The 13,695-nt window shown below is 69.1% G+C and carries 16 protein-coding genes; 11 read left to right on the top strand and 5 right to left on the bottom strand.

Annotated elements, in window-relative coordinates; genetic code table 11:
* Window positions 1-47: 47 nt before the first annotated feature.
* Genes ABTX24_RS06080 through ABTX24_RS06070 form a run of 3 tightly spaced genes read left to right on the top strand, consistent with a single transcriptional unit; the run spans window position 48 to window position 1,507 of the window.
* A complete protein-coding gene (locus ABTX24_RS06080) occupies window positions 48-626 on the top strand; it encodes a TetR/AcrR family transcriptional regulator (protein WP_350838134.1) in 579 nt (192 codons plus the stop codon).
* A 60-nt stretch (window positions 627-686) separates the two neighbouring features.
* On the top strand, window positions 687-1,151 hold the full coding sequence (locus ABTX24_RS06075; RefSeq protein WP_350838132.1) for a methyltransferase family protein: 465 nt from the start codon (window positions 687-689) through the stop codon (window positions 1,149-1,151).
* A 56-nt stretch (window positions 1,152-1,207) separates the two neighbouring features.
* The gene (locus tag ABTX24_RS06070; RefSeq protein WP_350838130.1) at window positions 1,208-1,507 is read left to right on the top strand and encodes a GNAT family N-acetyltransferase; all 300 of its coding nucleotides are present in this window, start codon (window positions 1,208-1,210) and stop codon (window positions 1,505-1,507) included.
* A gap of 9 nt (window positions 1,508-1,516) precedes the next feature.
* Here the strand turns inward: ABTX24_RS06070 and ABTX24_RS06065 are convergent, their stop codons facing one another.
* Window positions 1,517-2,428: a hypothetical protein gene (locus ABTX24_RS06065; protein ID WP_350838128.1), complete on the bottom strand. Its 912-nt coding sequence runs from the start codon at window positions 2,426-2,428 to the stop codon at window positions 1,517-1,519.
* A 137-nt stretch (window positions 2,429-2,565) separates the two neighbouring features.
* On the opposite strand from ABTX24_RS06065, the gene ABTX24_RS06060 reads away from it, so the two are divergent.
* The gene (locus ABTX24_RS06060; RefSeq protein ID WP_350838126.1) at window positions 2,566-4,227 is read left to right on the top strand and encodes an FAD-binding dehydrogenase; all 1,662 of its coding nucleotides are present in this window, start codon (window positions 2,566-2,568) and stop codon (window positions 4,225-4,227) included.
* Between the two features lie 10 nt (window positions 4,228-4,237).
* Here the strand turns inward: ABTX24_RS06060 and ABTX24_RS06055 are convergent, their stop codons facing one another.
* Window positions 4,238-4,561 (bottom strand): DMT family transporter, encoded by a 324-nt coding sequence (locus tag ABTX24_RS06055; protein ID WP_160024812.1) that lies wholly within the window; start codon window positions 4,559-4,561, stop codon window positions 4,238-4,240.
* 84 nt (window positions 4,562-4,645) lie between these two features.
* On the opposite strand from ABTX24_RS06055, the gene ABTX24_RS06050 reads away from it, so the two are divergent.
* The 3 genes from ABTX24_RS06050 to ABTX24_RS06040 are packed head-to-tail and all read left to right on the top strand — an operon-like array spanning window position 4,646 to window position 6,651.
* A complete protein-coding gene (locus ABTX24_RS06050; protein WP_350838124.1) occupies window positions 4,646-5,197 on the top strand; it encodes a TetR/AcrR family transcriptional regulator in 552 nt (183 codons plus the stop codon).
* Window positions 5,198-5,213: 16 nt separating this feature from the next.
* A complete protein-coding gene (locus ABTX24_RS06045) occupies window positions 5,214-5,930 on the top strand; it encodes a YoaK family protein (RefSeq protein ID WP_502891068.1) in 717 nt (238 codons plus the stop codon).
* Between the two features lie 10 nt (window positions 5,931-5,940).
* Window positions 5,941-6,651: an NUDIX hydrolase gene (locus ABTX24_RS06040; protein WP_160024809.1), complete on the top strand. Its 711-nt coding sequence runs from the start codon at window positions 5,941-5,943 to the stop codon at window positions 6,649-6,651.
* On the opposite strand, the gene ABTX24_RS06035 is transcribed toward ABTX24_RS06040, so the two are convergent.
* The 3 genes from ABTX24_RS06035 to ABTX24_RS06025 form a co-directional block, all read right to left on the bottom strand.
* On the bottom strand, window positions 6,635-7,345 hold the full coding sequence (locus ABTX24_RS06035; protein WP_350838120.1) for an aspartate/glutamate racemase family protein: 711 nt from the start codon (window positions 7,343-7,345) through the stop codon (window positions 6,635-6,637). The two genes, ABTX24_RS06040 and ABTX24_RS06035, sit on opposite strands and share 17 nt — an antisense overlap.
* Complete coding sequence (locus ABTX24_RS06030; RefSeq protein ID WP_350838118.1) at window positions 7,345-8,847, bottom strand: NCS1 family nucleobase:cation symporter-1; 1,503 nt, start codon at window positions 8,845-8,847, stop codon at window positions 7,345-7,347. The genes ABTX24_RS06035 and ABTX24_RS06030 overlap by 1 nt, the downstream gene beginning before the upstream one ends.
* Before the next feature lie 124 nt (window positions 8,848-8,971).
* A complete protein-coding gene (locus ABTX24_RS06025; protein WP_160024807.1) occupies window positions 8,972-9,682 on the bottom strand; it encodes a GntR family transcriptional regulator in 711 nt (236 codons plus the stop codon).
* A gap of 313 nt (window positions 9,683-9,995) precedes the next feature.
* Here ABTX24_RS06025 and ABTX24_RS06020 point away from each other — a divergent pair, with 313 nt between their 5' ends.
* From ABTX24_RS06020 to ABTX24_RS06005, 4 genes are read left to right on the top strand one after another with little or no spacing between them, the layout of a single operon-like run.
* Window positions 9,996-11,111, top strand: coding sequence for an ABC transporter substrate-binding protein (locus ABTX24_RS06020; protein ID WP_350838115.1), 1,116 nt, complete (start codon window positions 9,996-9,998; stop codon window positions 11,109-11,111).
* Window positions 11,112-11,113: 2 nt separating this feature from the next.
* Entirely contained in the window at window positions 11,114-11,947 is an 834-nt protein-coding gene (locus ABTX24_RS06015) for an ABC transporter ATP-binding protein (protein WP_350720500.1), read from the top strand.
* Entirely contained in the window at window positions 11,947-12,756 is an 810-nt protein-coding gene (locus tag ABTX24_RS06010; protein ID WP_350720502.1) for an ABC transporter permease, read from the top strand. Before ABTX24_RS06015 ends, ABTX24_RS06010 begins: the two co-directional genes overlap by 1 nt.
* Window positions 12,732-13,559, top strand: coding sequence for an ABC transporter permease (locus ABTX24_RS06005; protein WP_350838113.1), 828 nt, complete (start codon window positions 12,732-12,734; stop codon window positions 13,557-13,559). The genes ABTX24_RS06010 and ABTX24_RS06005 overlap by 25 nt, the downstream gene beginning before the upstream one ends.
* The last annotated feature ends 136 nt before the right edge of the window (window positions 13,560-13,695 follow it).

Raw genomic sequence — 13,695 nt, 5'->3', positions numbered from 1 at the left:
ACCTGTGCCGTGGCCAGGAGATGCCACGGGCTCTTAGGATGCCGTTCATGCCAGCGTCAGCAGGAGTGCGCCGAAGGGGTGCCGTACGCAGCGAGGAGGCTCGCATGGCGGTCCTCGACGCGACCGGGCGGCTCTTCGCCAGCCAGGGCTATGACCACCTCACCATCGAGGGAATCGCGGCCGAGGCCGGTGTCTCCAAGCAGACGATCTACCGCTGGTGGTCCTCGAAGAGCGCGGTCGTCGCCGACGCCATGATCGAGGATCTGCTGCTGCCGGACCACCCGGTCGTACCGGACACCGGGGACATCCGCGGCGACCTGATCGCCTGGATGCAGAGCCTCATCGACCTCGTCGCCCAGCCCGGCAACGACGGCCTCGTCCGCTCGCTCGTCGCGGCCGCCTGCGAGAACCCCGACATCGGCACCCGCCTCAACGATGCGCTCGGCATCACCGCCACCGTCTCGACCCGCATCGAGGCGGCCGTCGAGGCCGGCCAGCTGCCCGCCGACCTGCCGGTCACGGAGTTCGTACGCGCCCTGGTCGGTGGCTTCGTGCTTCACTCCCTCGAGCGCACAGAGCCGGCTCCGGACGTCGCCGAGCGCCTGGTTCGCGCGCTCTTGCACTGAACTTCTCTTTACCCAAGAAAGAGGGATACGGACCTTCGAGGCCCGGCTACGGTGGAAGGCATGCCGAAGGTGCCGCCGCCCGTCTACGTCGCCGTGGGCCTCGCCGCCCAGCATCTGCTCGCTCGGGGTCGCCGACCGACGCTCGCGCGGTCCGTCGCGGCCGGTCTCCTCACGGCCGGCTCGGTCTATGTCGCCGGCGGAGCCGCCCGGGGGTTCAAGCACAAGGACACCACGTTCGACCCGCTCGAGCCCGGGGGTGCGACCGCGGTCGTCACCGACGGGCCGTTCCGCTACACCCGCAACCCGATGTACGTCGGCATGGCCGGCCTCCTCACCGCCCACGCCGTTCTCCGCGGTGGCTGGCTTCCGCTCGTCCCCGTCGCGGCCTTCGTCGCCGTCATCGACCGCACCCAGATCCCCGCCGAGGAGCGCGCCCTGTCGTGGAGCTTCGGCGAGGCGTACGACTCCTACCGGAGCGCCACGCCCCGATGGCTCGGTCCGGTCCGGGGTGTCCCGCGTGGCTGAGCTCCTCCACACCGTTCTCGACACCACCGACGTACGACTATGCGCAGAATAGGCCCGTGAGCGAGATCGAGTACGTAGACAACCCGGCCAGGCATCGCTACGAGATCCGTGACGGCGAGACCGTCGCGGGACTGGCGGCCTACCGGCTGCCCGACGAGGAGCACGTGGACTTCGTGCACACGGAGGTCAAGGAGGCCTACAACGGGCAGGGGCTCGCCTCGAAGCTGGTGGCCTTCGCGTTGGCCGACGTGAGGGCGAAGGGGAAGCGGATCATCCCGCATTGCCCGTACGTCGCAGGGTGGCTGAAGCGGCACGGCGAGGAGTACGCCGACATCACCGACTGGCCGGCCCGATAGCGAGACCGATCAGAAGGAGTCTGCCGACTTCCGCGGCTCCAGGCCCAGCTTGGCCAGGGGAGTGCAGGTCATGTGGGCCGAGGGCCAGGTCTGGCCCCGGGAGGAGCCGCGGGAGTAGGGCCTGGCGCCCGACTGGTAGGTCACGAAGAAGTCGTCCCCGACCTCGGCGACGCCCTCGGCCAGGTTCGGGAGCCACTGCAGAGCGCGGGGCCGGATCGTGACCCGGTCCTGCACGATCAGCTGGCTGCGTCGGGCGGGGCCTCGGTTGACGCTGAAGACGTACTCCTCCTCCCGGACCACGACGCCCTGGGTGCCGACGGGGGTGCGTACGCCGATCGGGGTCTTGATCTGCCAGGTGTCATCCTTGCGGATGTACTTGTAGAGGCGGTTGTTCGCGTGCGACCCGACGTAGAGCAGGTCCTTCGCGGCGGCGAGGTAGGAGCCGGCGGCGAGGGCGACCAACGGGGAGACGGTCGAGACGGTCGAGAGCGGTTCGGCGTGGACGATCTGGGTCAGTGAGTAGCGGTAGAGGCGGGGCGGGTTCCCCTCGCGGCACACGTAGACCTCGTCGCCGATGACCGCGACGCCGCCGGCGTTGACCGGTCCGCTGACGCTGCCCTTCGGCCCGCCGAGGTAGACGGCGTTGATCAGCTCGCCCGACGGCCTGTCGATCAGAGCGAGCGCGGAGCCGAGCTTGTCGCCGTAGTAGCCCTGCAGGAGCAGCTCGGCCTCGGGGGAGTACGCCAGGCCCTGGGGGATCCAGCCGTGGTCCTCGTCCCCGGTGAGCACCCCGGCGGTGGCGATGTGCGGGATCAGCGGACCGAGTCTGCTGCCACTACGGCCCAGCCAGGTCTCGGTGCGGTCGATGCCGCGTTGGACCCACTTCTGCTGCCTCTTGGCCATCACCTTGGGGTCGATCACGATCAAAAAATCTATCCGCTCGGGCACCGATCGACGGTCGCTTCGGGGTGCGAGTCCGACAACTGTCCATCTGACGGAACGGTCGGGCGACAGGTTCCATGTACTCGCGGGTAGATATGGTGGCAGGATCTGCCGACATGACGAAGCACGCCGACGTGATCGTGGTAGGAGCCGGCCTCGCCGGCCTGGCAGCAGCGGCCGAGGTCGCGGACGCGGGAAAGAGCGTTCTCCTGGTCGACCAGGAGCCGGAGCAGTCGCTGGGCGGTCAGGCCTTCTGGAGCCTCGGCGGGCTCTTCCTCGTCGACAGCCCCGAGCAGCGCCGGATGGGGATCCACGACTCACCCGAGCTGGCGCTCCAGGACTGGATGGGATCTGCCCAGTTCGACCGTGACGAGGACCTGTGGCCCCGGCGCTGGGCCGAGGCGTACCTCGACTTCGCGGCGGGCGAGAAGCGGTCGTGGCTGCGCCAGATGGGCCACCGGATCTTCCCGGTCGTCGGCTGGGCCGAGCGTGGCGACGGCCGCGCGGACGGCCACGGCAACTCGGTGCCGCGCTTCCACATCACCTGGGGGACCGGGCCGGGCGTGGTCGAGCCGTTCGAGCGGCGGGTGCGTGCCCACGCCGACAGCGGCCGGATCACCTTCGCCTTCCGGCACCGCGTGGACCATCTCGTGGTCGAGGACGGAGCCGTCGTCGGCGTACGCGGCAAGGTGCTCGAGTCCAGCGACATCGAGCGCGGGCACGCCTCCTCACGCACGGAGGTCGAGGACTTCGAACTCAGCGGCCAGGCCGTGATCGTCACCTCCGGCGGCATCGGCGGCGACCACGACCTCGTCCGCAAGCACTGGCCCGCCCGCCTCGGCACTCCGCCGAAGTCGATGGTCTCCGGTGTCCCGGCGCACGTGGACGGCCGGATGCTCGCCATCACCGGAGCGACCGGCGCCAAGATCATCAACGACGACCGGATGTGGCACTACGTCGAGGGCATCCGCAACTGGGACTCGATCTGGGCCAACCACGGCATCCGGATCCTGCCCGGCCCCTCCTCGCTGTGGCTGGACGCGACCGGCAAACGTCTCCCGGCGCCGTTCTTCCCCGGCTTCGACACCCTCGGCACGCTCAAGCACCTGCGTCAGACCGGCTACGACTACTCCTGGTTCGTGCTGACCGAGAAGATCATCAAGAAGGAGTTCGCGCTCTCCGGATCGGAGCAGAACCCCGACCTGACCGGCAAGGACATCAAGCTGCTCGCCGAGCGGGCGCGCAAGGGTCCCGGGCCGGTGAAGAGCTTCATGGAGCACGGCGAGGACTTCGTCGTCGCCGAGAACCTCACCGCGCTGGTCCACGGCATGAACGGTCTCGCTGAGAAGGACCCGACCGGCCCGCAGATCAAGGAGAGCGAGCTGCGCCGGATCATCGAGGCCCGCGATCGCGAGATCGCCAACAACTTCACCAAGGACGCCCAGATCACCGCGCTGTACGCCGCCCGCCACTACCGCGGCGACAAGCTGCAGCGCACCGCCAAACCCCACCGGATCCTCGACCCCGAGGCCGGCCCGCTGATCGCGGTCAAGCTGCACATCCTCTCCCGCAAGACCCTCGGCGGGCTCGAGACGGACCTGTCCGGCCGCTGCCTGACCGCCGCCGGGACCCCGCTTCCGGGGCTCTATGCGGCCGGCGAGGTCGCGGGCTTCGGCGGCGGCGGGATGATGGGCTACAACGCGCTCGAGGGCACGTTCCTCGGTGGGTGCCTGTTCTCGGGACGTACGGCGGGCAGGGCCGCGGCCGCGGCGATCTGACCCGGTCGGCTCAGTGGGCGCCGGAGAGGTTCAGCCCGACCACCCCGACGACGATCATCGCCAGGAAGCCGGCCTTGGCGGCGGTGAGGTGCTCACCGAGGAACATCACGCCGATCCCCGCGACCAAGGCGGTGCCGAGGCCCGACCAGATGGCGTACGCCACCGAGACCGGCATCCGCTCCACGACCACCGAGAGCAGCCAGATCGAGGCGCCGTAGCCGGCCAGGACGGCGACCGACCAGCCGAGGTTGCGGAAGCCCTCGGTGCGTGGGAGCAGCGCGGTGCTGACCACCTCGATCGCGATGGCGGCGACGAGCAGAATGGCGGCGTACATCTTCGGGTCCTCCTGAGGCGCATGTAGCGACTGCTACATCATGCCAAATGTAGCAGTCGCTACATGTTGGGCATAATGCTTTTCATGGACCGCAAGGAGGAGCTCCTCGGGCAGGTGGTCGACCACGTGCTGGAGCACGGGCTGATCGGCCTGACCCTGCGTCCGCTGGCGGCGGCGATCGGCACCAGCGACCGGATGCTGATCTACCACTTCGGCGGGCGCTACGAGCTCGTCGCCGCGGTGGTGGCGCGCACCAACGAGCTCTCCGTCGCAGCGATCGCCGCGCTGGAGCCGGCCGATGACGTACGCGCCGGGGTGGAGACCCTGTGGCGGGCCTACCGCACCGAGCCGCTGCACAGCTGCCTGCAGATCTACCTGCAGGCGGCGGCGACCGGGCTGATCGGGATGGAGCCCTATCGCTCGGTCGTCCGGGAGACCAACGAGCTGTGGTACGCCGCGCTGCGCGACTATCTCACCGCCTGTGGCGCGCCGCCCGAGCGTGCGGGCCGGATCGTCACGCTCGTCGACTCGTCGCTGTTCGGCTTCCACCTGGACCTGGCCACCGACCGGCCGGACGAGCTCGCCGCCGGGGTGGCCGATCTCGCCGCGGCCGCGGGAGCGATCGCCGAGGGCTGATCGAGGGTTCGGCACAATGCGGCGGGTGAACTCGCTGCTGAAGACGATCCCCGCCGACCGTATGCATCTGTGGCTGATGCTCGTGCTCACCTTCACCACGGGCATCAACGACGCCGTCGGCTACCTCGGTCTGGACAAGGTCTTCACCGGCAACATGACCGGCAACGTGGTGATCCTCGGCATGGCGCTGGTCGGCGACACCGGCCTCCCGGTCCTCGGGCCGGCGCTCGCGCTGGTCGGGTTCATGGCCGGTGCCGCGCTCGGCGGGCGGGTGCTGAAGGCCGACAAGCGGGCCTGGAGCGGGCGCACGACCGCACTGTTCTCCCTGGTCGCGGTCATGATGCTGGTGCTGGCCGGGCTGCTCTTCGTGACCGGTGACGAGCCCTCGAGCGCGGTGATGATCACGACCACCACGCTCGCCGCGGTCGCCATGGGGACCCAGGCGGCGGCCGCTCGCCACATCGCGGTCAAGGACGTGACGACCGTCGTCGTCACCAGCACGATCACGGGCCTCGCGGCCGACTCACCGCTCGGCTCCGGCAAGGCGTCCTTCCGTGGCGGCGGCACCGCGCGGCGCGTGATCACCATCCTGCTGATCCTGCTCGGCGCCTCCGCCGGCGCCGGGATGCTGCTGTGGCACACCGGCGGCGGCCTGCTGCTCGCCGGCATCCTGATCGGGCTCGCCACCATCCTCGGTGCCTGGCACGCCCGGGTGCACCGCTCGATCATCTAGGGTCTGCCACGTGGAGTGCCCCAAGTTCGCGGTCAGCGTCGATCTCGTCGTGCTCACCGTGCGTGACGACGCGCTCTGCGCCCTGGTCGTGCGCCGGGGCATCGAGCCTTATCGAGGCGCCTGGGCGCTTCCGGGTGGGTTCGTCCTCGACGACGAGGGCCTCGAGGAGGCGGCGGCGCGCGAGCTCGCGGAGGAGACCGGCATGCGGCCGGGCAGCGTGCATGTCGAGCAGCTGGCGACGTACGGCTCTCCGGGGCGGGACCCGCGGACACGCGTCGTGACCGTCGCCTATCTGGCGCTGGCGCCCGACCTGCCGGTGCCCGCGGCGGGGTCGGACGCGGCGGAGGCGCAGTGGTGGCCGGTCGACTCGCTCCTGGCCGGCGGCGGCCTCGCCTTCGACCACGCCGCGATCCTGCGTGACGGGGTCGAGCGCGCTCGCTCCAAGCTGGAGTACTCACCGCTGGGTGCGGCGTTCTGCGCCGAGGAGTTCACCGTCGCCGAGCTGCGCCGGGTCTACGAGATCGTCTGGGGCGAGCGCCTCGACCCCCGCAACTTCCATCGCAAGGTCACCAAGACCGAGGCCTTCCTCGAGCCCACGGGCGCCACGACGACCCGGGACGGTGGCCGGCCGGCTCAGCTCTTCCGCCGGGGATCCGCCGAGCACCTGCACCCGCCGCTGCTGCGGCGTACGGCTTCCCTCGGGGTCACGCCCGGCACGTGATCTCCTTCGCCGGGGGAGCGGCGTACTCGTTGTGCTTGCTGGTGCTGAGTCCGAGGCGGACGAGCCTCTCGACCTCCGCGGTCGCGGCGGCGACACCGTCGACGACGGGTACGCCGAGGTCCGCGGAGAGCTGGGCGCACAGGTCGGCCATGCCCGCACAGCCGAGGACAACCGCCTCCGAGCGGTCCGTGGCGAGGGCCCGCCGACACGCGGCCCGGATCGTCGCGTACGCCATGGGGTCGGTCTCCAGATCGACGACCGGGATCTCGCAGGCATGGATCCCGGCGATCAGATCGGCAACGCCGTAGTCACGCGCGATGGACCAGGTGTGCGCGATGACCCGGGGCAGGGTGGTGACCACCGAGAACCTCCGGGTGAGGTACGCCGCCGTTCGCAGTGCCGCCTCCGCGATCCCGACCACGGGACCGGTGAGGATCTCACGGGCCGCGTGCAGTCCCGGGTCGCCGAAGCAGGCGATCACGAACCCGTCGTACGCCTCGCGTTCCCGCTCCAGGACGCCAAGGAGGTGGGGCACCGCGATCGCCTCGTCGTAGTGCGACTCCAACGAGGCCGGCCCGGCACCCGGGTCGATCGCGTCGACGACCACGCCCGGGCCGACGCTCGCCCGGGCGCACTCGCCGATCAGCGTGGTCATCGATGCCGTGGTGTTCGGGTTGACGACCAGGATCCGCATCAGGCGACAGGTTCCGTGGCGGCCTCAGCTTCCGTCGCGTCGGTCGAGCGCCGCGAGGCGACGCCGGCGACGTCGGCGGCGTACGCGAAGGCGTAGTAGGCCACGAACCCGACCCCGCAGCCGATGAACCAGGAGTAGTCGGGGAGCCAGGTGAGCACCCCGCCGAGCTTGGGGACGAGCACCGAGGCGAAGGAGAACACTGCGGCCACGACGAGCGCGTAGACGGCGGAGGGGTTGGTGCCCCGGGTGTAGTGGTAGGCGCCCGACTCCGAGAGCGTGTAGAGGTCGTCGACGACGATCTTCTGCTGCCTGACCAGGTAGAAGTCTGCGATCAGGATGCCGAACAGCGGCCCGATCAGGGCTCCGAGGAGGCCGAGGGTCCAGAAGATCGCCTCGTCGTTGGCGTACCAGTTCCACGGGGTGAGCAGGACCGATCCGCCGGCCGCGATCATCCCGCCCATCCGCCATGAGATCCGCTGCGGGGCGACGTTGGAGAAGTCGAAGGCCGGTGAGATGAAGTTGGCCACGATGTTGATGCCGACGGTCGCGATCACGAAGGTCAGCCCGCCGAGCAGTACGGCGGTGTAGGTGTCGATCCGCTCGATCGTGGCCACCGGGTCGGTGATCAGCTCCCCGAAGACCGGAATCGTCGCGGAGGCGGTGAGCACCGTCAGCAGCGAGAAGAGCACGAAGTTGACCGGGAGGCCCCAGAAGTTGCCCGTCTTCACGGCCTTGAACGACTTCCCGTAGCGCGCGAAGTCGCCGAAGTTCAGCATCGGACCAGAGAAGTACGACACCACCAGGGCGATCGCGCCGAGCATCGCCGCCACCTGCTGGCCGGGGCTCAGCTCCTTGTCGGAGAGGGAGAAGGAGACGTTCCAGTCGGCGCGGTAGAGCATGTAGACGCACAGCACCAACATCGCCACGTAGACCGCCGGGCCGCAGAAGTCGATGAACCTGCGGATCGACTCCATCCCCCGCCAGAACACCAGGGCTTGGGCGACCCAGAGGATCGCGAAGCTCACATAGCCGAGATAGGAAAGGCCGAGGAAGGACTGGTCGGCGGTGGCGTAGGTCGCCAGCGAGGGAAAGAGCTTGAGGATCACGATGGTGAGCGACCCGGCGGCGAGGAAGGTCTGCACGCCGTACCACGCGATCGCGATCGATCCACGGATGATCGCGGGGATGTTGGCGCCGAGCACACCGAAGGACGCCCGCGAGACCACCGGATAGGGCGTCCCGGTCAGCTGGCTCGGCTTGGCGACCAGGTTGCAGAAGACCTGGACCAGGACGATCCCGGCGATCAGGCAGACGAAGACCTGCCAGCCGGTCAGGCCGAGCGCGAACAGCGCACCCGCCGTCACGTAGCCACCGATGCTGTGCACGTCCGACATCCAGAAGGCGAAGATGTTGTACCACCCCCACTTCTGCGCGGGAAGCGGGTCGAGGTCCTCGTTCGACAGTCGGGGATGGTAGGCAGGCGGTGCTGTCACCTCGGTCATCACAGTCTCCTTCGGGTGGGGGTCACCCCATCGTGGAGAGCAGGTGTTTCACCTGATCAGATGCCGTGTCAGAGCAATGTGACGCGAAAGATATACGACGTCCGCGGCGGGCAGCCGGCGACGCTCAGGGCTGCCGGAACACGTCCGGGTCGCTCCGGAAGGCCTCGATGGCGGTCTTGAGATGCTCGTAGTGGGCGGCCGACTCGGTGACGAGCCGATCCGCGTCGCGCGCACAGAAGGCGGCGACCATGACGTCGTGGTCGCCGTGGAGGAGTGCCCGGTCGACCTCGGCGACGCGTGACATCGGCCGCGCCGGCTCGGTCATGTTCCAGGCGGAGTCGTACATGTGCAGCAGTCGCTGCATCCCGGCCGGTGCGATCAGCGCCCGGTGGAAACGGCGCGACTCGACGTGATAGCCGCGCTCGTCCTCTCGGGCGACGGCTGCCGCCATGGCGGAGTGGGCACTGCGTACGAGCTCGTCGTCGGCCTCCGTCGCCGACCGGACGGCGACGCGCAGCGCGGAGCTCTCCAGGGCGGCGCGGACGTCGTAGAGCTCGCGGAACTCGGCGAAGGTCAGCTTCGCCACCGCATAGCCGACATGGGGTCGATGCTCGACGAGCCCCTCGCCGATGAGGACCTTGAGCGCTTCGCGTACGGGGATCTGGCTGACGCCGAAGAACGTCGCCACCGAAGCGATCGGGATGAGCGTTCCGGGTGGCTCCTCGCCGGACACGATCGCCAGGCGGAGGTCCTCGATGACATGCGGCTGTTCACCGTCGCCGGCAGAGCTGACCAGGCGAGAGGCGAACACGGAGCGGCGCCGAGGTCCCTGCACTGAAGGTCCTCCTGCCGTTGTCCCGCGCGTCCGATCGGTCACCGTATGGTCTCGGTGCGATCACGAATCGATAACGGCGAATCCTGGTGTGGTGGACGGCACACACGACGCGGCCGAACGCGTTGGGTAACTAGACAACAGTCACGGCATTCTTGTCCAGCGGACGCCGCGTCTCGGGATCGAACGCCCTGTTCGAGAGTTTCTCTTGAAAGGGTCGTTACAACGCCGAAACGCCAGTGCCAGCCCCTGAAACCTCCGCTCGCTACGGTCCCCGAAACCTATGCGTGACACTCCTCGAAGGGAACTCGTTTCGATGTCTACCCCCGCCTCTCGGACCTCGCGACGTACGTCAGTTCAACGCCGGGCCGCCGCGGCCCTGCTGACCCTGGTCGCCGCCACCACCCTGGCCGCCTGCGGCTCCGACTCCGAAGAAGGCAGCAGCGAGGAGGGCTTCGGCACCATCTCGATGCAGTACTCCTGGATCAAGAACGAGGAGTTCGCCGGCGAGTTCTACGCCGAGGACAAGGGCTACTACGAGGAAGCCGGCTTCGACGCGGTCAACGGCATCTCCGGCCCCGACACCGGCGTGGCCAAGCTGCTCTCCGGCAAGGTCCAGGTCGCCATCAACGACGCCGCCTCGGTCGGCTCCGCGATCGCCGAGCAGGAGGCGCCGCTGAAGATCATCGGCGCCACCTTCCAGAAGAACCCGTTCACCATCCTCTCCCTCAAGGACGGCGGCAACATCGCGACGCCGGCCGACCTCAAGGGCAAGAAGATCGGCGTCCAGGACTCCAACGTCAACGTCTTCAAGGCGATCCTCGCGGCCAACGGCCTGGAGGAGAAGAAGGACGACATCACCGTCGTCCCGGTCGAGTTCGACCCGACGCCGCTGATGAAGGGCCAGGTCGACGGCTTCATGGCCTACCTGACCAACGAGTCGATCACCGTCGAGATGGCCGGTCACGAGGTCACCAACCTGCCCTACGCCGAGAACGGCGTGCCGTACGTCGCCGAGACCTACACCGTCACCGACCAGTACCTCGCCGAGAACCGCGACCTCCTCAAGGCGCTGCTGACCGCCGAGATCAAGGGTTGGACCGAGACCTTCAAGAACCCCTCCGACGAGGTCGTCAAGGTCATCACCACCCACTACAACCAGGCGGCCAGCGACTCCGACGGTCTCGAGGCCAGCTTCGGTGAGCTCGACCCGGTGAAGACCAAGCGCGGTCTCGAGGAGTCGCAGAAGCTGATCTCGACGCCGGAGACCGAGAAGAACGGCCTCTTCACCATCTCCGAGGAGCTCCAGCAGCAGACCGTCGACTCGCTCGCCGCCGCCGGCTGGGAGGTCTCGGCCGAGGACCTGTTCGACACCTCGATCATCGACGAGATCTACGAGGAGAACCCCGAGCTCAAGGACTACCAGAAGTAGTCATGGCCGAGAACAAGCTCATGGATGCCGGTGCTCCCGCTGCGGAGACCGGTGGCGGCACCGGCATCCACATCTCCGGAATCAGCAAGGTCTTCGGCTCCGGGTCGAAGGCCGTCACCGCGCTCAAGGACACCGAGCTTCACACCGACCAGGGCTCGTTCCTGGCCCTGCTGGGGCCTTCCGGCTGCGGCAAGTCGACGATCCTGCGGATCCTCGCGGGCCTGGAGACGCCGACCAGCGGAGAGGCGTACGTCGACGGCAAGGCTCCCGCCGAGCTGCGGCGTGACTCCGAGCTGGGGATCGCGTTCCAGGACCACGCGCTGCTGCCGTGGCGCTCGGTGGTCGGCAACATCAAGCTCGTCTTCGAGGTCGCCGGGCGCCGTCCCGACATGTCCTACATCCACGAGCTGATCAAGCTCGTGGGGCTGGAGGGCTTCGAGAAGGCGCGTCCGGCGCAGCTCTCCGGCGGGATGCGGCAGCGGGTCTCGATCGCCCGCGCGCTCGCGCTGAAGCCGTCGGTGCTCCTGCTCGACGAGCCGTTCGGTGCGCTGGACGACATGACCCGGCAGAACCTCAACCTGGAGCTGCTGCGGATCTGGACCGAGAAGCCGGCGACCACGCTGCTGGTCACCCACGGCGTGAACGAGGCGATCTTCCTCTCCGACCGGGTCGCGGTGATGTCGCCCCGACCGGGCCGGATCAAGGAGATCATCGAGGTCGACCTTCCCCGGCCGCGCACGCCCGACATGATGCGTACGCCGGAGTTCCACGCGCTGGCCGACCGGGCCTCCGAGCTGCTCTTCGGTGACGACGGGCGCGCCGAGGCGGAGTCTTGATGCGGCTGAGTCAACAGCTGGCCGGCTGGGTGGCCGGTCTGATCGGCGTGGTCACCCTCTTCGTGCTGTGGGCCGTCGTTGCCGTGACCGTGTTCCCGCCCGACCCCGGCACCGGGTTCACGCCGGTGCCGCCGCCGTGGACGGTCCTCTCCGAGATGGCCGCCGCGGGGCCGTCGGCGTTCTGGGACGGCGTACTCCGGGAGACGCTGATGGAGGCGTCGATCGGGTTCCTCTGGGGCAACCTGATCGCCCTGCTGCTGGCCTCTTTGGTGCTGCTGGTGCCGTGGCTGGAGCCGATGATCATGCAGATCGCGGTGACGACGTACTGCCTGCCCGTGGTCGCCGTCGGCGGCATCTCGATCGTGGTCCTCGGCGGCGCCGAGCAGCCCGGTGACCCGTCGAAGACGTCGATCTTCCTGGCCGCGCTGATGGTCTTCTTCACGACCGTCGTCGGCGCCGTGCTCGGGTTCAAGTCGGCCGATCGCGCCTCGCTCGACGTGGTGCGGGTCTACGGCGGGTCGGTGTGGACCCAGCTGGTGAAGGTACGCCTCGTCGCGGCCGTGCCGGCGATCCTCAACGCGCTGCAGATCGCGGTGCCGACCGCGATCCTCGGTGCCGTGCTCGGCGAGTACCTCGGCTCCACCGACCGTGGCGTCGGGCGCACGCTGATCGTGCTGCAGGGCAAGCCCGACCCGGAGCGGCTCTGGGCCGTCTTCCTGGTCTGCGCCCTGGTCGCCCTGGCCGGCTACCTGCTGCTGGGGCTGGTCTCGCGTCTGGTGACGCCATGGGTCGCTGGGAGGTCCGGATGAGGTCGGGTGCCAAGGGTCTGTCGCGGGCGGTCCTGGGGCCGGTGCTGCACACCGTCGCCGCGCTGGCGATCGTGGTCGTGCTCTGGCAGGCGTTCGTGTCGTTCTCCAGCGTCTCGGAGTTCGTCGCGAAGGGTCCGCTGGACGTCGTCGACCACCTCTTCACCGGGCCGGACGCGGATGCCCACCGGGCGGAGCTCTTCCCGCTGACCTGGGTGACCCTGAGGGACGCCGCGCTCGGCTTCCTCGCCGGGATGGCGATCGCGGTGGTGGCGGCGGTGCTGTTCAACCTGTCGCGTACGGTCGAGGCCGGTGTGATGCCGCTGGCGCTGCTGCTGCGCTCGATCCCGCTGGTCGCGATCGCTCCGGTGGTCATGCTGATCACCGGCCGGGCTTCGACCGCCTCGGTCGTGGTGCTCGGGATCATCGTGGTGCTGTTCCCGGCGCTCGCCGCGGTCCTGTTCGGGCTCTCGCAGGCCTCGCCGCAGTCGCTGGACCTGGTCGCCGTCTACGGCGGATCGCGGCTCACCGCGATCCGCAAGGTGTCGCTGCCCGGCGCGCTCCCGTCGATCTTCGCCGCCGCCCGCGTCTCGGTGCCCGGCGCGGTGACCGGTGCGCTCCTGGCCGAGTGGCTCTCGACGGGCAAGGGCATCGGCGGCAACATCCAGAAGTTCCCCGCCGCCGCCCGCTTCGACGACCTGTGGGCAGCCGTCGCGATCATCACCGTGGTCACGCTGGTGCTCTACAACCTCGTCCAGCTCCTGGAGTCGGTCGCGCTGGAGCGGATGGGGATGACGACCCGCTAGCGCCGAGGCGTCACGTACGTCGCGCGAAGCGTCACTCCGGTCGGCCGAGTGGGCAATCCGGAAGTTCACCGCCACCGACGCGGGGCTGATCGGGATGGGCGTACGTGACGGCTGGACCGTCCGGCTCCCCGACACC

It is taken from the genome of Nocardioides sp. NPDC127514, from assembly GCF_040302125.1.
Taxonomy (GTDB): domain Bacteria; phylum Actinomycetota; class Actinomycetes; order Propionibacteriales; family Nocardioidaceae; genus Nocardioides.
Note: the sequence above shows the minus strand (reverse complement) of the source record. Positions and strands in the feature narration are given on the sequence as shown.